The organism is Stenotrophomonas sp. ZAC14A_NAIMI4_1 (assembly GCF_003086915.1).
In the GTDB taxonomy this organism is placed as follows: Bacteria; Pseudomonadota; Gammaproteobacteria; order Xanthomonadales; family Xanthomonadaceae; genus Stenotrophomonas.
In genome coordinates, this window is record NZ_CP026002.1 from 3,952,224 (window position 1) to 3,974,596 (window position 22,373).

The window sequence follows — 22,373 nt, forward strand, 5'->3', positions numbered from 1 at the left end:
CCCCGCCGAAGCGGGGCTCTTCATGCAGCGTGCGATTCGACCAGCAAGGCCATGCCGGGGCATGGCCGCCAGCCAAGCCTTATCAGGCTTCGACCGACACGACGCTGACGGTGCGGCGCTTCTTGGCGCCCTTCACCGAGAACTCCACCTTGCCGTCCACGAGGGCGAACAGGGTGTGGTCGCGGCCGAGGCCGACGCCCGAACCCGGGTGGAACTGGGTGCCGCGCTGGCGCACGATGATGTTGCCGGCTTCAATGGCCTGGCCACCGAAGATCTTGACGCCCAGGTACTTCGGGTTGGAGTCGCGACCGTTGCGCGAAGAGCCTACGCCTTTTTTATGTGCCATGACCTATCTCCTTACTTGCTGCCACCGGCAATGCCGGTGATCTCGATTTCGGTGTAGTACTGACGGTGACCCTGACGCTTCATGTGGTGCTTGCGGCGACGGAACTTGATGATCCGGACCTTGTCAGCACGACCCTGGGACAGGACGGTGGCGGTGACCGCTGCGCCGCTCAGGGCGTCGCCGATCTTGATGCCATCGCTGTCGCCGAGCAGCAGGATGTTGTCGAACTTGATCTCGCTGCCGACTTCGACTTCGAGCTTTTCAATGCGGAGCTTTTCGCCCTGCGCCACGCGGTATTGCTTACCGCCGGTGACCAGTACTGCGTACATGACCAGACTTCCTCTGTAGTTATTGTGGTCTATGGACTGTCGCCATCGAGGGCGGACAGGAGCGGGATTGTACGCAGATCAATGCGGCGGGGTCAAGTCAACCCCTGCCTGCCCCGGTGGAACGGGGTCAGATCCCTTTTCACGGCGTGAAAAGGGATCTGACCCCTTCATAAAGCCTTGTCTCACAAGGTGAGACACCGGGCTGGCATTGTCGCCCATTGCCCCCATCTGGTCACCTCGGTAGGCTGACCGATTGCCGTCCCCCTGCTGGCCCGGCACCCAGCCAACGCCCCCCATAACCGGATCCCCCATGGCGATGGATTTCATCCGCATCCGCGGCGCGCGGACGCACAACCTCAAGAACATCGACCTCGACCTGCCCCGCGACAAGCTGATCGTGATCACCGGCCTGTCCGGCTCGGGCAAGTCCTCGCTGGCGTTTGACACCATCTATGCAGAAGGCCAGCGCCGCTACGTCGAGTCGCTGTCGGCCTATGCGCGGCAGTTCCTGAGCGTGATGGAAAAGCCGGACCTGGACCACATCGAGGGCCTGTCCCCGGCCATCTCGATCGAGCAGAAGTCGACCTCGCACAACCCGCGTTCGACCGTCGGCACGATCACCGAGATCTACGACTACCTGCGCCTGCTGTACGCCCGCGTCGGCACCCCGCGCTGCCCGGACCACGGCTACCCGCTGGAAGCACAGACCGTCAGCCAGATGGTCGACCAGGTGCTGACCCTGGACCCGGAACAGCGCTACATGCTGCTGGCCCCGGTCATCCGCGACCGCAAGGGCGAGCATGCGCAGGTCTTCGACCAGCTGCGTGCGCAGGGCTTCGTGCGCGTGCGCGTGGACGGCGAGCTGTATGAAATCGACGCGGTGCCGCCGCTGGCGCTGCGCCAGAAGCACACCATTGAAGCGGTGATCGACCGTTTCCGCCCGCGCGAGGACATCAAGCAACGCCTGGCCGAGAGCTTCGAGACCGCGCTGAAGCTGGGCGACGGCATGGCCTCGGTGCAGAGCCTGGACAACGCCGAAACCGCGCCGACCCTGTTCTCCTCCAAGTATTCCTGCCCGGTCTGCGATTACTCGCTGCCCGAGCTGGAACCGCGCCTGTTCTCCTTCAACGCGCCGATGGGCGCCTGCCCCGGCTGCGATGGCCTGGGCATGGCCGAATTCTTCGACCCGGCGCGCGTGGTGGTGCACCCGGAACTGTCGCTGGCCGCGGGTGCGGTGCGCGGCTGGGACCGTCGCAATGCCTACTACTTCCAGCTGATCGCCTCGCTGGCCAAGCACTACAAGTTCGACGTCGATGCGTCGTGGAACTCGCTGCCGGCCAACGTGCAGCAGGCCGTGCTGTACGGCAGCGGCGATGATGCGATCACCTTCACCTACTTCACCGAGGCCGGTGGCCGCACCCAGCGCAAGCACCGCTTCGAGGGCATCATTCCCAACCTGGAACGCCGCTACAAGGAAACCGAATCGGCGGCGGTGCAGGAAGAACTGGGCAAGTACATCAGCGAACACGCCTGCCCCGAATGCAAGGGTGCGCGCCTGAACAAGGCCGCGCGCAACGTGTTCGTGGCCGACCGCCCGCTGCCGGACCTGGTGGTGCTGCCGATCGACGAAGCACTGAAGTTCTTCAGCGAACTGAGCCTGCCGGGCTGGCGCGGCGAGATCGCCTCGAAGATCGTCAAGGAGATCGGCGAGCGCCTGGGTTTCCTGGTCGACGTCGGCCTGGATTACCTGACCCTGGAGCGCAAGGCCGACACGCTGTCCGGTGGCGAAGCACAGCGCATCCGCCTGGCCAGCCAGATCGGCGCCGGCCTGGTCGGCGTGATGTACGTGCTCGACGAGCCGTCCATCGGCCTGCACCAGCGCGACAACGAACGCCTGCTGGGCACCCTCACCCGCCTGCGTGACCTCGGCAACACGGTCATCGTGGTCGAGCATGACGAGGATGCGATCCGCCTGGCCGACTACGTGCTGGACATCGGCCCGGGCGCGGGCGTGCATGGCGGCGAGATCGTCGGCCAGGGCACCCTGCAGGACATCCTGGATGCACCGCGCTCGCTGACCGGCCAGTACCTGTCGGGCAAGCGCGCGATCGAGATCCCGGCGCGCCGGCACAAGCCGAACCCGAAGATGACCCTGCACCTGCGCGGCGCCAGCGGCAACAACCTGAAGGGCGTGGACCTGGCGATTCCGTCGGGCCTGCTGACCTGCGTGACCGGCGTGTCCGGCTCGGGCAAGTCGACCCTGATCAACGACACCCTGTTCTCGCTGGCCGCCAACGAGATCAACGGTTCCTCGCACCCGATCGCCCCGTACAAGGAGATCGACGGCCTGGACCTGTTCGACAAGGTGGTGGACATCGACCAGTCGCCGATCGGTCGCACGCCGCGCTCGAACCCGGCCACCTACACCGGCCTGTTCACGCCGCTGCGCGAGCTGTTCGCGCAGGTGCCCGAAGCACGTGCGCGCGGCTATTCGCCGGGCCGCTTCAGCTTCAACGTGCGCGGTGGGCGCTGCGAGGCGTGCCAGGGCGATGGCCTGATCAAGGTCGAGATGCACTTCCTGCCGGATGTGTACGTGCCCTGCGACGTCTGCCACGGCAAGCGCTACAACCGCGAGACGCTGGAGATCCTGTACAAGGGCTACAACATCAACGACGTGCTGGAAATGACCGTCGAAGATGCACTGAAGCTGTTCGAGCCGGTGCCGTCCATCGCCCGCAAGCTGGAAACGCTGGTGGACGTGGGCCTGAGCTACATCAAGCTGGGCCAGAGCGCGACCACGCTGTCCGGTGGTGAGGCGCAGCGCGTGAAGCTGTCCAAGGAACTGTCGCGTCGCGATACCGGCCGCACCCTGTACATCCTCGACGAGCCGACCACCGGCCTGCACTTCCACGACATCGAAGCGCTGCTGGGCGTGCTGCACAAGCTGCGCGACGAAGGCAACACGGTGGTGGTGATCGAGCACAACCTGGACGTCATCAAGACCGCCGACTGGATCGTCGACCTGGGCCCGGAAGGCGGCCACCGCGGTGGCACCATCCTGGTGACCGGCACGCCGGAAGACGTGGCGGCCTGCCCGCAGTCGTACACCGGCCAGTTCCTGGCCCGCATGCTGCCCTCCACCAGCGCGCGCCCGGAACGACCGGCCGCCGTGGCCAACAAGCCCGACGCCCGCCCGCCGCGCAAGGTGAAGCCTGAAAAGCCCGCCAAGGTGGCGAAGAAGGCCGTGGCCGCCAAGAGCACCGGCAAGGCCAGCAAGAGCACGACGAAGAAGAAGGACGCCTGATGAGCAGCGAACACAAGATCCTGGCCCGCATCCCGATCAGCGTGCGCTGGCGTGACATGGACAGCATGGGCCACGTCAACAACGCCAAGTACATTTCCTACCTGGAAGAAGCGCGCGTGCGCTGGATGCTGGGCGTGGAAGGCGTGTCGATGACCGACCGCATCGCGCCAGTGGTGGCCGCGACCAACGTCAACTACCGCCTGCCGATCGTGTGGCCCAACGACATCCTGGTCGAGCTGTTCGTCGAGCGCCTGGGCAACAGCAGCGTGACCATCGGCCACCGCATCGTCGACCAGCAGGATGATGCGAAGCTGTACTCGGATGGCAACGTGGTGGTGGTCTGGATGGACACCCAGACCGGCAAGAGCGCGCCACTGCCGGACGCGATCCGCAGCGCCTCTACCTGAAGGTAGTGCCGGCCGCTGGCCGGCATGCCTGACCCTGCACCTCGTAGAGTCGAGCTTGCTCGACTGCTGTTTGCCGGATCAGTCGAGCAAGCTCGACTCTACCCGCTCTGTTCAAAGGACTGAGATGATCCACCGCATCGAACTGCGCGACCTGCTGCCCGGCATGGTCCCCTTCCCCACCGACGTCTTCCCCGCCGACCAGGCCTGGCTCGGCCAGCACCTGCTGCCGCTGCTGAAGATCGACCTGGGCGTGCTGCGCCCGGAGCTGGCCGGCCAGATGGCAACCCTGCTGTGCCCGATCGAACCCTATGAAGGCTGTATCGGTGACGACACCACCGCGCACCACAACGCGTTCACCGGCATCAACTGGATCGCCTTCGAGCTGAGCGCCGACAACCAGATGCGCTTCCTCGGCAACGAGGGCTATTTCATCGGCGACCCGGGCAATGACAAGCATGCGCAGGAGCACATCGCACAGATGCGCGACAGCTATGCCAAGGCGCGTGACTACCACGCCGCCCATGGCCGGCTGGCCTGCTACTCGCGCTTCGGCAAGGGCGAGCCCAGCGAGCGCGATTACCTGGATACGCTGGGTGGTCAGATTTCCACCGGCAACTGGGTCGAAACCTCGCCCATTCCCGCGGCATTCGCGCTGGAGTTCACCTCCGCCGCCTACGACCGCCATGCCCCGGACGAGGCCGAGCGGGTACTCATCTCCCGTGATGGCCACCGCTTCTTCGCCGTCGCCGAAGTGGCCGGCTACAACTGGTGCGCCACCGGCGCCGATGCCATCGTGATGCTGTACGAGCCGGTAAGCCGCACGGTGCTGTTCTCGTACGACTGGTCGTAAGCCAGCCTGGTAGTGCCGGCCGCTGGCCGGCATTGCCGACCCGTTCCAAGGGACTGACATGATCCACCGCACCGAACTGCGCGACCTGCTGCCCGGCATGGTCCCCTTCCCCACCGACGTCTTCCCCGCCGACCAGGCCTGGCTCGGCCAGCACCTGCTGCCGCTGCTGAAGATCGACCTGGGCGAGCTGCGCCCGGAGCTGGCCGGCCAGATGGCCACCCTGCTGTGCCCGATCGAACCCTATGAAGGCTGTATCGGTGACGACACCACCGCGCACCACAACGCGTTCACCGGCATCAACTGGATCGCCTTCGAGCTGACCGCGGCCAACGAAATGCGTTTCCTGGGCACGCAGGACTATTTCCTGGGCGAGGCGGTGGAGGGAGAAGAGGCCCGCGCCCACATCGTCGAAATGCGCGAGAGCCATGCCAAGGCGCGTGCGCATTTCCTGCAGCATGGGCGCCTGGCCAGCTGCTCGCGCTACGGCGAGGGCGAACTGGACGAACAGGCATGGCTGCAGCAACTGGGCGGCCCGATCTGGTTTGGCAACTGGTCCGACTACGCCCCGCTGCCTGCGGCATTCCAGCTGCAGGATCTGGCGGGCTACCGGCAGCGTGGCAGCCTGCGGTTCCGCAATGACAGCAGCCACCTGCCTGACGATGGCCTGCAACTGACCCGCGACGGCCATGCGTTCTTCCATGTGGCCAGCGTACCGGCCAGCCACTGGGTCGCGGCCGGTGCCGATGCGATCGTGATGTTCTACGAACCGGCCAGCCGCACGGTCCTGTTTACGTTCGACTGGTCGTAAACCCCCGCCGGGCATGGCCCGGCGCTACCCAGGCATGATCGCCGGACCATCACCGGTAGCGCCGGGCCATGCCCGGCGAAACGAGCGACGTGTTACGGCGCGGCCTTGCGCACCGCCAACGTCGCGCTGGCCTCGCCACCGCCCTCCAGCTGCAGCTGCAGCGGCACGGCCTCGCCTTCCTTCAACGCACCCTTGCCCTCCATCAGCATCAGGTGCAGGCCGCCGGGCTTGAGCTCGGCGCGGGCGCCCGGCGCCAGCGGCAGGCGCTCGACCGCGCGCATGCGGCTGACCCCATCGACGATCGTGGTTTCGTGCAGCGACACGTCAGCAAAGCGGGCACTGCGTGCACCGGTGATGGCCACCGCTTTCGCGCAGCCGTTGTGGATCACGCCGTAGCCGGCGGTCATCGGCATGGCCGGGTTGGGTGGCAGGCGTGCCCAGCCCTGCTGCACGGTGACGCAGGCCGGCGCGGCGGTCGCCGCCGATGCTGCGCCCGCACACAGCAGCCACAATACGCCAACGAATGGTTTGGTTATCATCGCCTCAGATTCCTGTCCGCAACGAGACCGCAGCATGACGACGCTCATCGAGGTGATCAACCATGGCCCCATCCGCGAACTGCGCCTGGCGCGGCCACCGGTCAACGCACTGGACACCGAACTGTGCCGCCAGCTGATCCACGCCGTCGAACTGGCCATGGCCGAGGACGTGCACGGCATCGTGCTGTCGGGCAGCGAGCGTATCTTCACCGGCGGCATGGACGTGCCGCACCTGCTCTCCCACGGCGATGACAAGCACAAGCTGCTGGACAGCTGGAACGCCTTTTTCGGCGCGGTGCGTACCGTGGCCGAGAGCCGCATCCCGGTGGTGGCGGCCCTCACCGGCCATGCGCCGGCCGGCGGCTGCGTGCTGGCGCTGTGCTGCGATTACCGGGTGATGGCGCGCAGCGCCGACCCGGCCCGCCCGTATGCCATCGGCCTGAACGAGGTGCAGGTGGGCCTGGTGGCGCCGGAAGGCATCCAGCGCCTGCTGCGCCGCGCCGTGGGCGTGCACCGCTCCGGCATCCTGCTCAGCACCGGCGCGCTGGTGCCGGCCGAACAGGCGCTGCAGATCGGTCTGGTGGATGAACTGGCCGAGGGCGACCTGGTGGTGGCACGCGCCATCGCGTGGCTGCAGAACCTGCTCAAGCAGCCGCGCCAGCCGATGCTGCTGACCCGCGCCATCGCCCGTGCCGACCTGCACGAGGCGCTGCACCCGGACCTGATCCAGCTGGACCGCTTCGTCGAAGCCTGGTTCGCACCGGATGCGCAGAACGCCCTGCAGGCGCTGGTGGCCCGGCTGGGCAAGTAACCGCCGCGCCTTCCCGGGGTCAGATACCTTTCGCAGCGCGAAAGGGCTCTGACCCCTCGCTGGATCCCTCCGCCCGCCGGGGTCAGAGCCCTTTCGCAAAGCGAAAGGGATCCGACCCCTGACCGGTATAATCGAGCCTTCTTCATTGCTGTGGCCGCCCCCTTGAACGACACGCCCGAACCCGTCGTCTCCGAGCTGATCGACCTGCTCACCCTGGAGCGGCTGGAGGACAACCTGTTCCGCGGGCAGAGCCGCGACATCGGCACCAAGTACGTGTTTGGCGGCCAGGTGCTGGGCCAGGCGCTGGCGGCGGCACAGGCCACGGTCGACAACGGTCGCCACGTGCATTCGCTGCACGCCTATTTCCTGCGTGCCGGCAACATCGACCACCCGATCGTCTATGACGTGGACCGCACCCGTGATGGCGGCAGCTTCTCCGTGCGCCGGGTCACCGCGATCCAGCACGGCAAGGTGATCTTCTTCTGCGCGGCCTCGTTCCAGCAGGCCGAAACCGGTGCCCAGCACCAGCACAAGATGCCCGAGGTGCCGCAGCCGGAAGACATCGAGCCGAACCGCCCGCTGCCGGCCGAGGTGCTGGAGCGGCTGCCGATCAAGGTGCAGCGCTGGCTCTCGCGTGGTGGCCCGTTCGAGTTCCGCCACGTGTACCCGCGCGACGAACTGAACCCGCCCAAGCGCCCGCCTTACCACCAGGTCTGGCTGCGCCTGAGCGAACCGGTGGGTGATGCGCCCGAGCTGCACCAGGCCCTGCTGGCCTATGCCTCGGATTTCCACCTGCTGGGCACGGCCACCTTCCCGCACGGCATCAGCTACTACCACCCGCACGTGCAGATGGCCTCGCTCGACCACGCGATCTGGTTCCACCGCCCGTTCCGCGCCGACGACTGGCTGCTGTATTCGCTGGACAGCCCCAGCGCGCAGGATTCGCGCGGCCTGGCCCGCGGCCAGTTCTTCACCCGTGACGGCGTGCTGGTGGCCAGCACCGCCCAGGAAGGCCTGATCCGCGTGGTGCCGGACCAGGATGCCGCCGCCGCCGTGCCGGCCAAGGAGTAAGCAATGCGCCAGATTTTCAGCAGCCAACGCGTGGAAACCGTCGAGGGCGTGGCCGAGCTGCTGCGCAGCCACGACATCGAAGTGAAGGTGACCAACGGCCGCTCGTACAAGACCCGCCGCCGTGGCCAGTTCAGCTATACCGACCTGGGCAACAGCCAGGGCTATCCGGCGGTGTGGATCGTGCGTGCCGATGACCAGCCGCGTGCACGCGAGATCCTGCGCGACGCACGCCTGCTCGACACCACCCGCCGCGACCACCCCACGGCCGAGTTCGCCTTCCGCGATACCGCCGAGACCTCGGGCAGTGGCCGCGGCTGGGCATGGCGCATCCGCATCGCCCTGCTGGTGGTGATCGCCGGCGTGGCGCTGGTGATCGGCCTGCGCCACCGCGGCGCCCCGGCCCCGGCCGCCCCGGCCCCGGCCCCACAGGTGCAGCCACAGCCGGCACCCACCGCCCCGCAGGCTGAACCGGAAGAAGAAGAAATCCGCGTCCGCATCCAGCCGTCGACCTGACGACGCCGGTAGCGCCGGGCCATGCCCGGCGAGCGCAGCGGACAGACAAGCCGCGGGGCATGGCCCGGCGCTACCGGGAAGTGGACCGGTCACAAACTGCACGCAGCGCCGTCTTGGGACACAATCCCAGCAGGAGCTGCCGCCATGACGACCTTCGCTGCAACGATCGACGAGACGCTGGAACGCGAACTGCCTGCTGCCAGTGATGGCTGCCAGCAGGCGTATGGGCGCATCGTGCTGGCCTGCCAGAACACGGTGACCGCCATCGCCCTGGCGATCACCCGCGACCGCCACGCCAGCGAGGACATCGCCCAGGAGGCCTTCGTCAAAGGCTGGCAGCAGCTGCACCGGCTGCGCAGTTCCACCAGCTTCCTGCCGTGGCTGCGGCAGATCACCCGCAACCTGGCCCGCGACTGGCTGCGCGCGCAGCGCGGCCGCCCGCTGACCGGCGACGCCGCCGACGTGGCCCTGGGCATGGCCGCCGACCCCTCGCCCGGCGCCGCCGACCGCCTGCAGCGGCTGGAAGAAGAAGTGGCCGCCGAGGACATCATCTCCGCCCTGCCCACCGACAGCCGCGAAGTGCTGCTGCTCTATTACCGCGAGGGCCAGCGTTCGCAGCAGGTGGCCGACCTGCTGGGCCTGAGCGATGCGGCCGTGCGCAAGCGCCTGTCGCGTGCCCGCGCACAGGTACGCGACGGCCTGTTGCAGCGTTTCGGCGAATTCGCCCGCAGCAGTGCGCCGAGCGCCGCCTTCGCGACGACGGTGGTGTCGATGGTGCTGATCGCCGCGCCCGGTACGGCCAGCGCGGCGATACTGCTGGGTACCGGCGTGGGCGTGGGTGGCAGCAAGCTGGGCCTGGGCGGCGTCAGCGCCGCCGGTGGTACCGCGCTGGGCTCGCTGACGGCCGCCATCGGCGAGAGCCCGCTGGTCGGCAGCGGCTTCAACGCTGGCCTGGTGGTCGGCGGGGTGATCGGCGGCTTCGTCGGCTGCTATCTCGGCGGGCGCTACCTGCTGCGCTTCACCGAAACGGCGATCGAACAGGCGCAGATCATGCGCTTCGTTCGCTACAGCACCTTCACCGCGATGGGCACCTGCCTGGCGGTGCTGATCGGCGAAGTGCTGAAGGCGCCGACGTGGGTGATGACCTCGTCGCTGATGCTGGGCATGGGCGTGGTCAGCTACCAGTGCCTGGGGCCGCTGCAGCGGATCATGGCGCCACTGATCGCCCGCGACAACGCGCGACGCGGACGCACGGGCCGCAACTGGGTGTACGAATCCATGTACGGGCGGACGGCGATCCTCGGTTGCTGCGTCGTCCTGCTGCTCGCCATCATCGGCCTGCACTGGCTGGAATCATTCGGCTGATCCATCAACGGACAACGCCGGCAGAGCGCCGGCGTTGTCGTTGTTCACTACCGCAGGGTTCAGCGCGGCGGCTTCGGTGCGTTGCCATCACGCGGGCCACCGTGGCGCGGGCCGCCATGCATCGGGCCCTTGGCGGCATCGAACTCGGCCTTGCTCAGCTGGCCATCCTTGTTGGTATCGGCGGCAGCGAACCAGGCATCACGGTGCTGCTTCATGCGCAGCTCGCGGTCGGCCTTGTCCAGGTAGCCGTCCTTGTTGACGTCCATCTGGTCGAAACGCGCCGCCAGGCGCGGGTCGGCCTTGGCTTCCTCGCGGCTGATGCGGCCGTCCTTGTTCACGTCCAGCTTGGCCATCCAGGCGCCATGGCCACCGCGACGGCCATGCTTCCAGCGCGGCAGCTCGTCACGCGACAGCTTGCCATCCTTGTTCTTGTCCAGCGCGTCGAACTTCGCGGCCAGGCGCGGGTTGGCGGCGGCTTCGCTGCGGTCGATGACGCCATCGCCATTGGTGTCCAGCTTGGCATGGCGCTGCGCCGGGGCATTGGCCGCGGCCGGGGCCGGGGTATCGGCAGCCAGGGCGATGCCGGTGGCGGAGGTGCCCAGCAGCAGGGCCAGCAGCAGGGGGGTACGGATCATGGAGTCACTCCTGGTAGGGGGATTGCGGTATTGCGTCGAGGCGATCACTTCACCCTCGGGGGACAACAACGCCTGGTCGCGACATCGGTTGACGCAGACGCCGGTTCCGTTCATCCGGCGGACAGTCGCGGCCATTGCGACACGCTGGGGCTATGCTGTGCCCATGGCGATCCACGGCGACAGAGACGACGAACTGAGACTGTTCCAGACCGGCGAGCACCCCTGCGGGTACTGGTCGGACCGCGTTGCGCGCGATCTGGTGCTGGATCCGCAGGATCGCCGCCTGGGCGGGCTGTACCCGCTGGCCCTGAGCTGGGGCTTCCGCCGCAGTGGTGACCTGGTCTACCGCCCGCACTGCGCGCAGTGCCATGCCTGCGTGGCCGTGCGCATCCCGGTGGCGCGCTTTGCCGCCGACCGCAGCCAGCGCCGCTGCGCCGCGCGCAATGCCGACCTGGAGGTGCGCATCACCGCCGCCATGCCGCGCCAGGACCTGTTCGACCTCTACCACCGCTACCTGACCCACCGCCATGCCAACGGCGGCATGGATGACCACGGTCCGCACGAGTTCGAGCAGTTCCTGATCGGCAGCTGGTCGCATACCCGCTTCCTGGAAATGCGCCTGCCCGGCCACGACGGCCAGCCCAGCCAGCTGCTGGGGGTGGCGGTCACCGACGTGACCGAGCACGGCCTGTCGGCGGTCTACACCTTCTTCGACCCGGACCATGCCGCCCGCGGCCTGGGCACCTTTGCGATCCTGCAGCAGATCGAGTGGGCCCGCCGCGAGGGCCTGCCGCACCTCTACCTCGGCTACTGGATCCGCGACCACCAGAAGATGGACTACAAGCGCCGCTACCGTCCGCTGGAGGCCTACGACGGCCGCCGCTGGCATGATTTCGACAGCGAACTGGACGGACGCTGACAAACCGCTGACACCGGGCCGGGTGCACAATACGGCCCATGAACATCACCCGCCGCCATCCCCTGATCCTCGCCCTGGCCCTGCTCTGCGGCGCCAGCGCCCCCGCCTACGCCAAGTCCCCTGCGATGACCGAAAAGCCGTCCTCGACGCTGCGCCTGGCCACCTACAACACCTCGCTGTATTCGGATGATGCCGGCGGCCTGGTCAAGGAACTGGAAGGCGACAGCGAGCATGCGCGCAAGATCGCTGCGGTGCTGCAGCAGGTGCGCCCGGACCTGGTGCTGCTGAACGAGTTCGACTTCGACGACGCGCACCGCGCCGCCGACCTCTTCCAGAAGCGCTACCTGGAAGTGGCCCAGCCCGGTGGCGGCAAGCCGCTGCACTTCGCCTACCGCTACCTGGCGCCGGTCAACACCGGCGTGCCCAGCGGCCTGGACCTGGACGGCAACGGCGTGGTGGGCGGCGAAGGCCGCAGCCGTGGCAACGATGCCTGGGGCTACGGCCTGCACCCGGGCCAGTACGGCATGCTGGTGCTGTCGCGCTACCCGATCGACGAAGCCAAGGTGCGCAGCTTCCAGCTGCTGAAGTGGAGCACGATGCCCGGCGCGATCCGTCCGGTCGACCCGCGCACCGGCAAGAGCTTCTACAACGACCAGGTGTGGTCGCAGCTGCGCCTGTCCTCGAAGTCGCATTGGGACGTGCCGGTGAAGACCCCGGCCGGCGTGGTCCACGCCCTGGTCTCGCACCCGACCCCGCCGGTGTTCGATGGCCCGGAAAAGCGCAATGCCGCGCGCAACCACGACGAACTGCGCCTGTGGCAGGAATACCTGTCGGCCGGCGACAAGCCCTGGCTGTGCGATGACAAGGGCCACTGCGGCGGCCTGGCCCAGGATGCGCGGTTCGTGATCTTCGGCGATCTGAACAACGATCCGGTGGATGGTGATGGCCGCCACGACGCCATCGTCAACCTGATCGAGAATGCGCGCGTGCTGCGCTACCCCACCCCGCGCAGCGTCGGCGGCGAGCAGACCAGCCTGGCCTATGCGGCCAAGGGCATCGTGCGCAAGGGTGCGCCGTTCCATGCCACCGGCGATTTCGGCCCGAAGTCCGGCACGATGCGCCTGGACTACGTGCTGCCCTCGACCGGCTTCGAGTACGTCGGCAGCGGCGTGTTCTGGCCGGCCAATGAAAGCCCGGAAGCGAAGATCGCCGACGGCAGCGACCACCACCTGGTGTGGGTGGACGTGCGGTAGCGGAAAACGTACCGACCAACGGTCGGTACCTACCGGGATCGAGAGTACCGACCAACGGTCGGTACCCACCGGGATGCGGCCGCCGGGCATGGCCCGGCGCTACCGTTTTACGGGCGCAGCTCGACGCCGATGGCTTCGGCGGCATCACGCGCGATCGAACGCGCTTCGTCGATGGTTTCCGCGCGCGCCAGGGTCACGCCCACGCGGCGGTGGCCATGCACGCTTGGCTTGCCGAACAGGCGCACGGCGGTATCCGGCACCTGCAACGCGGCGGCCACGTTGTTGAAGTACGGCACGCCCTCGCCATGCGCCAGCAGCGCGCACGAGGCCGACGGGCCGCTCTGGCGGATCACCGGAATCGGCAGGCCAAGGATGGCGCGCGCATGCAGGGCGAATTCGCTCAGTTCCTGCGAGACCAGGGTGACCAGGCCGGTGTCGTGCGGGCGCGGCGACACTTCGCTGAACCACACCTCGTCGCCCTTCACGAACAGCTCGACGCCGAACAGGCCCCAGCCACCGAGGTCGTCAGTGATCGCGCGCGAAATCTCTTCGGCACGCGCCAGCGCCGCGCTGGACATCGGCTGCGGCTGCCAGCTTTCGCGGTAGTCGCCGTCCTTCTGCAGATGGCCGATCGGCGCGCAGAATGAGGTGCCGCCTGCGTGGCGCACGGTCAGCAGGGTGATCTCGTAATCGAAGTCGATGAAGCCTTCGACGATGCAGCGGCCGGCACCGGCGCGGCCACCGGTCTGCGCGTAGTCCCACGCCGGGGCGATGTCCGCCTCGCTGCGCAGGGTGCTCTGGCCCTTGCCCGAGGAGGACATGACCGGCTTGACCACGCACGGCAGGCCGATGGCGGCCACGGCGGCACGGTATTCGGCTTCGGTATCGACGAAGCGGTACGGCGAGGTCGGCAGGCCCAGGGTTTCGGCGGCCAGGCGGCGGATGCCTTCACGGTCCATGGTCAGGCGTGCAGCGCGCGCGGTCGGGATCACCCGCAGGCCCTGCTCCTGTTCCAGCTGGACCAGGGTCTCGGTGTGGATGGCTTCGATTTCCGGCACCACCAGGTGCGGCTGCTCCTGGGCGATCAGCGCGCGCAGTGCCATCGCATCGAGCATGTCGATCACGTGCGAGCGGTGCGCGACCTGCATCGCCGGCGCATCGGCATAGCGGTCGGCGGCAATCACTTCCACGCCCAGGCGCTGCAGTTCGATGGCCACTTCCTTGCCAAGTTCGCCCGAACCCAGCAGCAGCACGCGGGTAGCGGAGGGGGACAACGGGGTTCCAAGCTTGGCCATGGCGGGGGTCCGGCAGCGATGTGAAGGCGGGTGGGCATTCTAGCCGGTCTACCCCCGGCCAGCCGACGAACGGCACTTGCGGATTGATATCAATTTGATATCTTTTCATAGAACCCTCAAGGACGTACCGCCATGAAAGAGAAGTCGCTCTCCTCCCCCAACGGCCTGGGCATGCTGGCCCTCGCCCTGCTGGTCGTACTGGCAGGCGGCGCGCTGTTCGTGCTCGGCATCGCGGCCAAGGCCAGCACCGGCTCGCCCAACCTGGTGATGCTGTTCGGCGGGCTGCTGATCGGCGCGCTGGCGCTGTTCGCCATGGCCGGCCTGTACACCGTGCAGCCCAACCAGGCCGCCGTGCTGAGCCTGTTCGGCAAGTACGTGGGTACCGTCAAGGACAACGGCCTGCGCTGGAACAACCCCTTCTACAGCAAGCGCCGGGTCAGCCAGCGCGTGCGCAACTTCGAAAGCGGCAAGCTGAAGGTCAACGAGCTCGATGGCAGCCCGATCGAGATCGCTGCGGTGATCGTCTGGCAGGTGATCGATGCCTCCGAGGCGGTCTACAACGTGGACGACTACGAGAGCTTCGTGCACATCCAGTCCGAATCGGCGCTGCGCGCGATGGCCACCAGCTATCCCTACGACCAGCATGAAGAAGGACAGCTGGCCCTGCGCAGCCACGCCAGCGAGATTTCCCTGCACCTGAAGAACGAGCTGGCCGAGCGCCTGGCCGATGCCGGCGTGCAGGTGATCGACGCGCGCATCAGCCACCTCGCCTACGCCGCCGAAATCGCCCAGGCGATGCTGCAGCGCCAGCAGGCCAACGCGGTGATCGCCGCCCGCACCCGCATCGTCGCCGGCGCGGTGGGCATGGTCGAAATGGCCCTGGCCGAACTGCAGAAGAACGGCGTGGTGCAGCTGGATGAGGAGCGCAAGGCACACATGGTCAGCAACCTGTTGACCGTGCTGTGCTCGGACCGTGGCACCCAGCCGATCGTCAACGCTGGTTCGCTGTACTGAACCTCGCAACGGGGCGCCCCACCGCCCCGCCAGGAGCTTGCATGAGTGAGAAGAAAGCCTATCCGCTGCGTATCAACGCCGATGTCCTGGCCGCCGCGCAGCGCTGGGCTGACGACGAGTTGCGCAGCCTCAACGCGCAGATCGAATACGTGCTGCGCGACGCCCTGCGCAAGGCAGGACGCCTGCCGAAACCCAAGCCATCGTCGGAGGACAAGGAATGAGCAAGCGTTGGAGCTACCTGACTGTCGAAGTCAAAACGTCGCTGATGGGCCTGCAGAAGCCGGAGGACATCCAGGCTGAGCTGAACCGCCAGGGCCAGCTCGGCTGGGAACTGGTCAACATCATCATCCCGGCGCCGATGCGCCCAGCCATGCTGGTCTTCAAGAAGGAGCAGTGACCATGCGCCTGCGCCCCACCCTGTTCGCCGTCGCACTGGCCGCCTTCAGCGGCGGTGCCCTGGCCGCCGAGCCGCAGCAGGTCGCCACGCAGCTGCTGGACCACCTGCAGGCCGGGCGCATCGCCGAGGCCGAAGCGATGTTCACCGCGAAGATGGCCAGCGCCGTGCCGGCCGAAAAGCTGCAGGGGCTGTGGCAGTCGCTGGGTGAACTGAAGCAGCGTGGCACCGCCCACAGCAGCGAGCAGCAGGGCATGCACCTGGTGGAAGTGCCGCTGCAGTTCGCCAGCGGCGCAGTGATCGCGCAGGTGGCGGTGGACGCGCAGGACAAGGTGGCCGGCCTGCTGCTGCGCCCTGCCCCGGCAGCCAAGGCCGCGCCGCCACCGGCCGACGCGAACTACAGCGAGGCGGATTTCAGCGTGCCGCAGGCGCGCGGCGCGTTGCCGGGCACGCTGGCCCTGCCCAAGGGCAAGGGCCCGTTCCCGGCCGTGGTACTGGTGCATGGCTCGGGCCCGCAGGACCGTGACGAAACCATCGGTGCCAGCCGCCCGTTCCTGGACATCGCCCGCGGCCTGGCCGCGCAGGGCATCGCCGTCCTGCGCTACGACAAGCGCACCTTTGCCCGCCCGCAGGATTTCCGCGGCGGCAGCTTCACCGTCGATGATGAAACCACCGACGACGCCGTCGCGGCCCTTGCCGCACTCGCCGCCGATCCGCGCATCGATGGCCGCCGTGTCTTCGTCCTCGGCCACAGCCAGGGCGGCATGCTCGCCCCGCGCATCGCCAGCCGCTGGCCGCAGGCGCGTGGCGCGATCCTGTGGGCGGCACCGGCACGCACCCTGCTGGAACTGCTGCCCGAGCAGAACCGCTATCTGCTCGGCCTGGACGGTGACATCAGCGCGCCGGAACAGGCATTCCTGGACCGGCTCGACGCGCAGATCGCCGCTGCCCGTGGCAGCGCCCCGGTCGCCGCCAGCGAACTGCCGCTGGGCGTGCCGCAGACGTTCTGGAAAAGCATCGAAGCAGTCGACGCACGTGGCGATGCCAAGGCGCTGCACAAGCCCCTGCTGATGCTGCACGGCGGTCGCGATTTCCAGGTGCCCGACGCCGATTGGCAGCTGTGGAAGCAGGCGCTGCAGGGCCGCAGGGATGTGCAGTGGCAGGCCTACCCGGCCCTGAACCATATCGGCGTGGCCGGCAGTGGCCCCAGCTCGCTGAAGGAATACGCGCAGCCGGGGCACGTCGACACGACCCTGATTGCCGACGTGGCGCGCTGGGTGGAGGCGCAGCGATGAGCGGCAGCGACCCACGCACGTTTGACGTTGCCGAGAGTTCGCCGCTGCGCGTGCTGTGGATCCTCGGTCCGGTGCTGGTGGTCTTTGCCCTCTGTGTCTGGGCCGAACTGAAGGACGCACCCGCCGATGCACGGTGGATGGAGATCACCCTGTCGCCGCCGTTCTTCCGGATGTGGGGCAGCGCCGCCTGGAGCCTGGCAACGCTGGTGCTGATCGGCGCCGGGCTGGGCGCCACGTTCTTCCGCCGCCGGGTCAGCCTGGACGGTGATGTGCTCGACGTGCGCTCGACGCTGTACCGGCGTCGCACGCCGGTCGCGCAGATGCAGCTGGACCAGGCCGAAGTGGTCGACCTCAGCCGTGACCGCCGCTATGGCCTGCGCCTGAAGACCAACGGCTACTCGATGCCGGGCTTCTATTCGGGGCACTTCCGCCTGCAGGGTGGCAGCAAGGGCTTTGCCCTGGTCACCGACCGCCAGCACACGCTGGTGATTCCGGTGCGCGGCGGCAGCACGCTGCTGCTCAGCCTGGACCGGCCGCAGGCCCTGCTGGACGCACTGCGCAAGGTGGCTGCGACCGCGCCACCGCAGTAAGCTGCGGGCATGCACCGTCGCGCCCCCCTGCTGATCAACACCGAGGCCGTGGAACTGTGGCCGGCCGCCCTGCTGCGCGCGCGCAGCAACCTGGATGCGCGCCTGCTGGCGCGTGCGCGCTGGGTGCTGCGGCGCAAGCGCGATGGCCGTTACCTGGCCGCGGTGCTGCCACAGGGCGTGCACTCACTGGTGCCGCACCTGCCGCGCGAACCCGGCGTGGACGAAGCGCTGGCGCTGCTGGAGGGCGGCGCCAGGGCGCGCCCGTTTGCGGCGCACCTGGAGGCGCAGTGGCTGCCGCTGGCCGGCCTGCAGCAGCGCCTGCAGCAGTTGGGGCTGGATGCAGGGCAGTATGCGCAGGACAGCGGCCTGGCCCTGGAGGCCGAACCCTGTGTGCTGCATTTCGCCGGTCGTGACCGCTTCGGCCGCCCGCTGTGGCTGCGCCGTGGCGCCGCGCAGGGCTGGCGGCGCATGCGCCTGCACGCCGCGCGCGGCGGCGTGGCACTGGACGCGATCTCCGGCTTCCGCAGCCACGCCTACCAGCTGGGCATCTTCGAACGGAAGCTGGCCCGTGGCCTTGGCGTGGCCGACATCCTCAAGGTCAACGCGGCACCGGGTTTCAGCGAACATCACAGCGGCCATGCGCTGGACATCGGCACGCCGGGCGACGCGCCGGCCGAGGAAACCTTCGAGGCGACGGACGCGTTTGCCTGGCTGCAGGCGCACGCCGGCACCCATGGCTTCAGCCTGAGCTACCCGCGCGACAACCCGCACGGCATCGTCTACGAGCCGTGGCACTGGTGCTGGAACGGATCACTGTAGAGCCGAGCCCATGCTCGGCTGCTGCGCCGACCCGATCAAAGGCAGCCGAGCGTGGGCTCGGCTCTACAAGGCGGTCGCAGTCGCAACGGCCGTCAGCGCCTCAGCGCATTGAACGCCAGCAGCACCCAGCCCGCCATCAACGTGGTGCCACCTACCGGTGCCAGCCGCGTCGGCCACTGCCACAGCGCCGCACCGGCCAGGCTGCCGGAGAACAGCAGCACGCCCAGCAGCAGCGCATACAGCCCCAGGTGGGCGATTGCCCCCTGTGCGCGCGGGCCCAGCGCCAGCAGCACCGCACCATGGGCAAAGGCATACAGCGCGGCCATGTTCAGATGCTGCTGGGCCAGCGGCTCGGCCACGCCGTGCGAGGCGTAGGCGGACAGGCCGATCGAGGCCGCCGCCAGCAGCGCGCCCAGGCAGGCCAGCAGGGAAGGCTTACGCGCGCGTCGTTCCGGATTGAACATCACTGCTCCTTGCGCAGCGCCCCACCGGGCGCAGATGAAAAAAAAACGCGCCGCAGGAAGCGGCGCGTTTTCGTATCCAACATTACATGGGTCAGCCGAAGCTTACTTGACGGCCCAGTAGATGTCGTAGGTGCCTTCCGGGGTGAACGACTTGTCCAGACCGTCCTTCCAGGTTTCGTACGGGCGATCGATCACTTCCGAACCGTTGGTCACAGCCCAGGCACGCAGGGCGTTGCGGGCAACGTCCAGGCCAGCCATGTGGCCGGTGTAGGCCGCGTGGGCCGAACGGTGCGCAGCAACGCGCTGGTACTTGACCGGTGCGCCACCGTCGATCTTGACGCTCAGTTCTTCAGCGCCAGTGCCTTCGGTACCCTTCTTCTTCACCGGCTGGGCGATGTCGAAGGCGTACTTCTCAGCACCGAAATCGGTGGTGATGATGCGGAACGGGCCAGCGGCTTCGAGGCCATTGGCATCCATCACGCGCTTGATCCACTCTTCGTTGTCCTTGATGGACTTGGTGATCGTCTCCTGGCCGCGATCGACGTTACCGGCGTTGACGACCAGCAGGTCCTCGGCCGGCACTTCCACGATGGCCAGATCGGTCAGCGGGGCTTCGGCAGTGCGGTAGTCGACGTTCGGCACGGTGGCCAGCATGTTCGCCATGCGCGACAGACCCATCTTGATGTCGTCGCCGATCTGGCGGCTGACATACAGGCCTGCGTAGCGGCCGAACAGGTCGAAGCCGTACTTCACCGAGTAATCCTGGGTGATCTTGACGTTACGGCCACCCTTGCCGGTCGGCTCCAGGGTGAAGGTGGTGACCTTGTCGTGGCCCTTGGTCGGGTCTTCGACGGCGATCACAACGCGCTTGTTTTCTTCCGACTCGGTGATCTTCCAGGAACCGTTGCCCAGGTCCTTGGAGGAGAAGTCGAGCGTGGCACCCTTGCCGGAGGCCGGGCCGGACAGCTTCAGATCAACGGCGGGATCGCGCAGAACCAGCGGGTTCCAGTCCTTGAAGCGGCGCAGGCTGTTGACCGTGTCGTACACGATCGTCATCTTGCGGTTGGTCTCGATGCTTTCGGTGATGTGACGCTCGCCCGGCAGACAGACGCCAATAATGACGAACAGGCCAGCCACGATCCCCAAGGCGATCAGGAACTCGATAATACGGGTCATTCAGAGAGTCTCCGGGGCCGATCCCACGGCCGGGTTGATTGAAGCGAAGCGCCAATCCTAGCAGGCTTCGCAGGCATTGTTATCGGATTGGCGCACCGGTTTCCGTGCCGGCTGCGTATTTGTATGGACAAAGATTTTGAAGAGTAACGCATCCGGCCCCCCTGGATGTAGGGGGGCATTCTGGCCCGGCACTCGGAATTTCGCCCAAACCTTTGTCGTAAAAGGCTTTTTTCAGACCAGCTGGAGTTCGAACGCCTTCAGCACGGCGCGGGTGCGGTCGCGCACCCCCAGCTTGGACAGGATGTTGGACACGTGGTTCTTGATGGTCCCTTCGGCGACCCCCAGCGAATTGGCGATCTCCTTGTTGGAGAAACCGCTGGCCATCAGCCGCAGGATCTCCGTTTCGCGGTCGGTCAGCGGGTCCGGGCGGTCCAGGCTGACGAAATCGTTGCGCATGTGCTCCAGGCCCGACAGCAGGCGCTGGGTCACCGCCGGCTGCACCAGCGAGCCGCCGTCGGCCACGGTGCGGATGGCACCGACCAGCTGCGCCAGGGTGACGTCCTTGAGCAGGTAGCCCTTGGCACCGGCCTTCAGCCCGGCCAGCACCAGCTGGTCGTCGTCGAAGGTGGTGAGGATGATGGTCGGCGGCAGCTGCTCCTGGCGCGACAGCACCTGCAGCGCCTCCAGCCCGGACATCACCGGCATGCGCATGTCCATCAGGACCACGTCCGGACGCACCTGCGGTACCAGCTCGACGGCCTGGCGGCCATCGGCGGCCTCGGCCACCACCTCGATGCCGTCGTCGAGCGCCAGCAGGGAGCGGATTCCCTGCCGCACCAGGGTTTGGTCATCGACCAGGCAGACGCGAATCATCAACGCACTCCTTCAGGAACCTCGGTGAGGGCCGCCAGCACCGTTGCCGGTACCGTGGCCCGCAGGCGGAAGCCTTCGCCGGGGTGGGTATCCACCTGCAGCTGGCCGCCACATTGTTGCAGGCGTTCGCGCATGCCGCGCAAGCCATTGCCCGCATTGACCATTGCCGCGCCGACGCCGTCGTCGCTGGCCTCCACCACCACCAGGCCCGGCGCCTCACGGTACACCCGGATCCACAGGTGGCGTGCCTGGGCGTGGCGCACCGCGTTGGTGATGATCTCCTGGGTGCAGCGCAGCAGCACGTGGGCGCGCTGCGGGTCTTCCACGTTCAGCGGCTCCTCCACGTCCAGCACGATGTCCAGCGAGGGCACGTTCTCGGTGAGCGGGCGCAGCGCGGCGGCCAGGTCGATGGCACCGGTCTCGCGCAGCTGGCTGACCACCTCGCGCACGTTGCCCAGCAGCAGCTTGGCCAGGGTATGCGAGCGCTTGACGTGTTCCAGTGCCTGGCCCTCGGCCAGATGCCCGGCCACTTCCAGGTTCAGGGTCAGCGCGGTCAGCTGGTGGCCCAGCACGTCGTGCAGTTCGCGCGAGATGCGGGTGCGCTCGTTGACCCGCGCGCTCTCGGCCAGCAGGGCCCGGGTCGCGCGCAGCTCGGCGTTCAGCCGGCGCTGCTCGTCGCGGGCCTCGGTCTGCTGCCGCGCCACCAGGCTGGTCACGAAGATGAACATGGAGAAGCCGCCGTACAGCAGCGACTGCATCACCGCCTCGAACAGCGGGAAGCGCAGCAGCATGTAGTAGACCGGCGCCACCGCCAGCTGGCTGACCAGCAGCCACAGCACGCCCAGCCGCACCGAGAGCATCCACGGGATGACGCCGGCGGCCACCATCATCAGGATGCTGCCCAGGCCCGAGCCGCTGAGGAAGCTGACGCCAAGCGCCGAGACGGTGAGCAGCAGCAGCAGGCCGCGGTCCAGCCAGGTGGTGTGGCTGTCGCTGCGCAGCGAGCGGGTCAGCCGGAAATAGGCCGCACCGAAGGACAGGTAGGCCAGGAACAGCAGCACGGCCCAGCCTCCCATGTCGGCACGGGCATGCAGGTTCTCGAACTGCGAATAGGCCAGGGGCAGGCCGACCATGACCCAGGTAAACAGGCCGGCCAGTCGCAGGACACGTGTATGGCTGAGGACTCCCAACATGCCAGCACTCTACGGTTGAACCCCGTCCGCTGCACTCTGGCGGAAGTCATGCCTGCCCTTCCCCCTGTTCATGCCGCAGCCCGCCCCGGGCATGCAATAATCGTGCGCAG

25 protein-coding genes are annotated in these 22,373 nt (G+C 67.7%); 16 read left to right on the forward strand and 9 right to left on the reverse strand.

Annotated elements, in window-relative coordinates:
* Positions 1-82 precede the first annotated feature (82 nt).
* Positions 83-346 carry a 50S ribosomal protein L27 gene (rpmA, locus tag C1926_RS18030; RefSeq protein ID WP_004148333.1) on the reverse strand — a complete coding sequence of 88 codons (264 nt, stop codon included), beginning with the start codon at positions 344-346 and terminating at the stop codon, positions 83-85.
* Between the two features lie 11 nt (positions 347-357).
* Positions 358-675: a 50S ribosomal protein L21 gene (gene rplU / locus C1926_RS18035; RefSeq protein ID WP_004148331.1), complete on the reverse strand. Its 318-nt coding sequence runs from the start codon at positions 673-675 to the stop codon at positions 358-360.
* A 310-nt stretch (positions 676-985) separates the two neighbouring features.
* Here rplU and uvrA point away from each other — a divergent pair, with 310 nt between their 5' ends.
* The 4 genes from uvrA (at position 986) to C1926_RS18055 (ending at position 6,044) form a co-directional block, all read left to right on the forward strand.
* A complete protein-coding gene (uvrA, locus tag C1926_RS18040; RefSeq protein WP_108760145.1) occupies positions 986-3,979 on the forward strand; it encodes an excinuclease ABC subunit UvrA in 2,994 nt (997 codons plus the stop codon).
* A complete protein-coding gene (locus C1926_RS18045) occupies positions 3,979-4,386 on the forward strand; it encodes a thioesterase family protein (protein WP_079221068.1) in 408 nt (135 codons plus the stop codon). The genes uvrA and C1926_RS18045 overlap by 1 nt, the downstream gene beginning before the upstream one ends.
* Positions 4,387-4,510: 124 nt before the next feature.
* A complete protein-coding gene (locus tag C1926_RS18050; protein ID WP_108760146.1) occupies positions 4,511-5,236 on the forward strand; it encodes an enolase in 726 nt (241 codons plus the stop codon).
* A gap of 58 nt (positions 5,237-5,294) precedes the next feature.
* On the forward strand, positions 5,295-6,044 hold the full coding sequence (locus C1926_RS18055) for an enolase (RefSeq protein WP_108760147.1): 750 nt from the start codon (positions 5,295-5,297) through the stop codon (positions 6,042-6,044).
* A gap of 92 nt (positions 6,045-6,136) precedes the next feature.
* Here C1926_RS18055 and C1926_RS18060 read toward each other — a convergent pair whose 3' ends face one another.
* Positions 6,137-6,583: a copper chaperone PCu(A)C gene (locus tag C1926_RS18060; RefSeq protein ID WP_108760148.1), complete on the reverse strand. Its 447-nt coding sequence runs from the start codon at positions 6,581-6,583 to the stop codon at positions 6,137-6,139.
* A 34-nt stretch (positions 6,584-6,617) separates the two neighbouring features.
* On the opposite strand from C1926_RS18060, the gene C1926_RS18065 reads away from it, so the two are divergent.
* The 4 genes from C1926_RS18065 (at position 6,618) to C1926_RS18080 (ending at position 10,343) form a co-directional block, all read left to right on the forward strand.
* Positions 6,618-7,394, forward strand: coding sequence for an enoyl-CoA hydratase/isomerase family protein (locus C1926_RS18065; protein WP_108746185.1), 777 nt, complete (start codon positions 6,618-6,620; stop codon positions 7,392-7,394).
* 162 nt (positions 7,395-7,556) lie between these two features.
* Positions 7,557-8,465, forward strand: coding sequence for an acyl-CoA thioesterase II (gene tesB / locus C1926_RS18070; RefSeq protein WP_079221063.1), 909 nt, complete (start codon positions 7,557-7,559; stop codon positions 8,463-8,465).
* 3 nt (positions 8,466-8,468) lie between these two features.
* Positions 8,469-8,978 (forward strand): pathogenicity-like protein, encoded by a 510-nt coding sequence (locus C1926_RS18075; RefSeq protein ID WP_108760149.1) that lies wholly within the window; start codon positions 8,469-8,471, stop codon positions 8,976-8,978.
* A gap of 144 nt (positions 8,979-9,122) precedes the next feature.
* On the forward strand, positions 9,123-10,343 hold the full coding sequence (locus C1926_RS18080; protein ID WP_108760150.1) for a sigma-70 family RNA polymerase sigma factor: 1,221 nt from the start codon (positions 9,123-9,125) through the stop codon (positions 10,341-10,343).
* A 59-nt stretch (positions 10,344-10,402) separates the two neighbouring features.
* Here C1926_RS18080 and C1926_RS18085 read toward each other — a convergent pair whose 3' ends face one another.
* A complete protein-coding gene (locus C1926_RS18085; protein WP_108760151.1) occupies positions 10,403-10,978 on the reverse strand; it encodes an EF-hand domain-containing protein in 576 nt (191 codons plus the stop codon).
* Between the two features lie 163 nt (positions 10,979-11,141).
* Here C1926_RS18085 and C1926_RS18090 point away from each other — a divergent pair, with 163 nt between their 5' ends.
* Together C1926_RS18090 and C1926_RS18095 are read left to right on the forward strand one after the other, a co-directional pair.
* The gene (locus C1926_RS18090; RefSeq protein WP_079221059.1) at positions 11,142-11,897 is read left to right on the forward strand and encodes an arginyltransferase; all 756 of its coding nucleotides are present in this window, start codon (positions 11,142-11,144) and stop codon (positions 11,895-11,897) included.
* 38 nt (positions 11,898-11,935) lie between these two features.
* Complete coding sequence (locus C1926_RS18095; RefSeq protein ID WP_108760152.1) at positions 11,936-13,150, forward strand: endonuclease/exonuclease/phosphatase family protein; 1,215 nt, start codon at positions 11,936-11,938, stop codon at positions 13,148-13,150.
* A gap of 107 nt (positions 13,151-13,257) precedes the next feature.
* On the opposite strand, the gene purT is transcribed toward C1926_RS18095, so the two are convergent.
* Positions 13,258-14,445, reverse strand: coding sequence for a formate-dependent phosphoribosylglycinamide formyltransferase (gene purT, locus C1926_RS18100; RefSeq protein ID WP_108760153.1), 1,188 nt, complete (start codon positions 14,443-14,445; stop codon positions 13,258-13,260).
* Positions 14,446-14,577: 132 nt separating this feature from the next.
* On the opposite strand from purT, the gene C1926_RS18105 reads away from it, so the two are divergent.
* Genes C1926_RS18105 through C1926_RS18130 form a run of 6 tightly spaced genes read left to right on the forward strand, consistent with a single transcriptional unit; the run spans position 14,578 to position 18,557 of the window.
* Positions 14,578-15,459 (forward strand): SPFH domain-containing protein, encoded by an 882-nt coding sequence (locus C1926_RS18105; protein WP_079221056.1) that lies wholly within the window; start codon positions 14,578-14,580, stop codon positions 15,457-15,459.
* 41 nt (positions 15,460-15,500) lie between these two features.
* A complete protein-coding gene (locus C1926_RS18110; protein ID WP_079221055.1) occupies positions 15,501-15,680 on the forward strand; it encodes an Arc family DNA binding domain-containing protein in 180 nt (59 codons plus the stop codon).
* Positions 15,677-15,856, forward strand: a complete 180-nt coding sequence (locus tag C1926_RS18115) for a DUF4177 domain-containing protein (protein WP_079221054.1) — start codon at positions 15,677-15,679, stop codon at positions 15,854-15,856. The genes C1926_RS18110 and C1926_RS18115 overlap by 4 nt, the downstream gene beginning before the upstream one ends.
* 2 nt (positions 15,857-15,858) lie before the next feature.
* Positions 15,859-17,148 (forward strand): alpha/beta fold hydrolase, encoded by a 1,290-nt coding sequence (locus tag C1926_RS18120; protein WP_108760154.1) that lies wholly within the window; start codon positions 15,859-15,861, stop codon positions 17,146-17,148.
* A complete protein-coding gene (locus C1926_RS18125; RefSeq protein WP_108760155.1) occupies positions 17,145-17,738 on the forward strand; it encodes a PH domain-containing protein in 594 nt (197 codons plus the stop codon). The genes C1926_RS18120 and C1926_RS18125 overlap by 4 nt, the downstream gene beginning before the upstream one ends.
* 9 nt (positions 17,739-17,747) lie before the next feature.
* Complete coding sequence (locus C1926_RS18130; RefSeq protein ID WP_108760156.1) at positions 17,748-18,557, forward strand: M15 family metallopeptidase; 810 nt, start codon at positions 17,748-17,750, stop codon at positions 18,555-18,557.
* 92 nt (positions 18,558-18,649) lie between these two features.
* On the opposite strand, the gene C1926_RS18135 is transcribed toward C1926_RS18130, so the two are convergent.
* The 4 genes from C1926_RS18135 to C1926_RS18150 all read right to left on the reverse strand — a co-directional run bounded on the left by C1926_RS18135 (position 18,650) and on the right by C1926_RS18150 (position 22,263).
* Positions 18,650-19,021, reverse strand: a complete 372-nt coding sequence (locus C1926_RS18135; protein ID WP_108746176.1) for a DUF423 domain-containing protein — start codon at positions 19,019-19,021, stop codon at positions 18,650-18,652.
* 102 nt (positions 19,022-19,123) lie between these two features.
* Positions 19,124-20,197 (reverse strand): SRPBCC family protein, encoded by a 1,074-nt coding sequence (locus tag C1926_RS18140; RefSeq protein WP_108760157.1) that lies wholly within the window; start codon positions 20,195-20,197, stop codon positions 19,124-19,126.
* A 231-nt stretch (positions 20,198-20,428) separates the two neighbouring features.
* Positions 20,429-21,070: a response regulator transcription factor gene (locus tag C1926_RS18145; protein ID WP_108746175.1), complete on the reverse strand. Its 642-nt coding sequence runs from the start codon at positions 21,068-21,070 to the stop codon at positions 20,429-20,431.
* Positions 21,070-22,263, reverse strand: coding sequence for a sensor histidine kinase (locus C1926_RS18150; RefSeq protein WP_108760158.1), 1,194 nt, complete (start codon positions 22,261-22,263; stop codon positions 21,070-21,072). Before C1926_RS18150 ends, C1926_RS18145 begins: the two co-directional genes overlap by 1 nt.
* Positions 22,264-22,373 lie beyond the last annotated feature (110 nt).

Bases quoted from the DNA above. Each gene is read 5' to 3' on its own strand.
- rpmA (WP_004148333.1), bottom strand. From the start codon at position 346: ATGGCACATAAAAAAGGCGTAGGCTCTTCGCGCAACGGTCGCGACTCC.
- rplU (WP_004148331.1), bottom strand. From the start codon at position 675: ATGTACGCAGTACTGGTCACCGGCGGTAAGCAATACCGCGTGGCGCAG.
- uvrA (WP_108760145.1), top strand. From the start codon at position 986: ATGGCGATGGATTTCATCCGCATCCGCGGCGCGCGGACGCACAACCTC.
- C1926_RS18045 (WP_079221068.1), top strand. From the start codon at position 3,979: ATGAGCAGCGAACACAAGATCCTGGCCCGCATCCCGATCAGCGTGCGC.
- C1926_RS18050 (WP_108760146.1), top strand. From the start codon at position 4,511: ATGATCCACCGCATCGAACTGCGCGACCTGCTGCCCGGCATGGTCCCC.
- C1926_RS18055 (WP_108760147.1), top strand. From the start codon at position 5,295: ATGATCCACCGCACCGAACTGCGCGACCTGCTGCCCGGCATGGTCCCC.
- C1926_RS18060 (WP_108760148.1), bottom strand. From the start codon at position 6,583: ATGATAACCAAACCATTCGTTGGCGTATTGTGGCTGCTGTGTGCGGGC.
- C1926_RS18065 (WP_108746185.1), top strand. From the start codon at position 6,618: ATGACGACGCTCATCGAGGTGATCAACCATGGCCCCATCCGCGAACTG.
- C1926_RS18075 (WP_108760149.1), top strand. From the start codon at position 8,469: ATGCGCCAGATTTTCAGCAGCCAACGCGTGGAAACCGTCGAGGGCGTG.
- C1926_RS18080 (WP_108760150.1), top strand. From the start codon at position 9,123: ATGACGACCTTCGCTGCAACGATCGACGAGACGCTGGAACGCGAACTG.
- C1926_RS18085 (WP_108760151.1), bottom strand. From the start codon at position 10,978: ATGATCCGTACCCCCCTGCTGCTGGCCCTGCTGCTGGGCACCTCCGCC.
- C1926_RS18090 (WP_079221059.1), top strand. From the start codon at position 11,142: ATGGCGATCCACGGCGACAGAGACGACGAACTGAGACTGTTCCAGACC.
- C1926_RS18095 (WP_108760152.1), top strand. From the start codon at position 11,936: ATGAACATCACCCGCCGCCATCCCCTGATCCTCGCCCTGGCCCTGCTC.
- purT (WP_108760153.1), bottom strand. From the start codon at position 14,445: ATGGCCAAGCTTGGAACCCCGTTGTCCCCCTCCGCTACCCGCGTGCTG.
- C1926_RS18105 (WP_079221056.1), top strand. From the start codon at position 14,578: ATGAAAGAGAAGTCGCTCTCCTCCCCCAACGGCCTGGGCATGCTGGCC.
- C1926_RS18110 (WP_079221055.1), top strand. From the start codon at position 15,501: ATGAGTGAGAAGAAAGCCTATCCGCTGCGTATCAACGCCGATGTCCTG.
- C1926_RS18115 (WP_079221054.1), top strand. From the start codon at position 15,677: ATGAGCAAGCGTTGGAGCTACCTGACTGTCGAAGTCAAAACGTCGCTG.
- C1926_RS18120 (WP_108760154.1), top strand. From the start codon at position 15,859: ATGCGCCTGCGCCCCACCCTGTTCGCCGTCGCACTGGCCGCCTTCAGC.
- C1926_RS18125 (WP_108760155.1), top strand. From the start codon at position 17,145: ATGAGCGGCAGCGACCCACGCACGTTTGACGTTGCCGAGAGTTCGCCG.
- C1926_RS18130 (WP_108760156.1), top strand. From the start codon at position 17,748: ATGCACCGTCGCGCCCCCCTGCTGATCAACACCGAGGCCGTGGAACTG.
- C1926_RS18135 (WP_108746176.1), bottom strand. From the start codon at position 19,021: ATGTTCAATCCGGAACGACGCGCGCGTAAGCCTTCCCTGCTGGCCTGC.
- C1926_RS18140 (WP_108760157.1), bottom strand. From the start codon at position 20,197: ATGACCCGTATTATCGAGTTCCTGATCGCCTTGGGGATCGTGGCTGGC.
- C1926_RS18145 (WP_108746175.1), bottom strand. From the start codon at position 21,070: ATGATTCGCGTCTGCCTGGTCGATGACCAAACCCTGGTGCGGCAGGGA.
- C1926_RS18150 (WP_108760158.1), bottom strand. From the start codon at position 22,263: ATGTTGGGAGTCCTCAGCCATACACGTGTCCTGCGACTGGCCGGCCTG.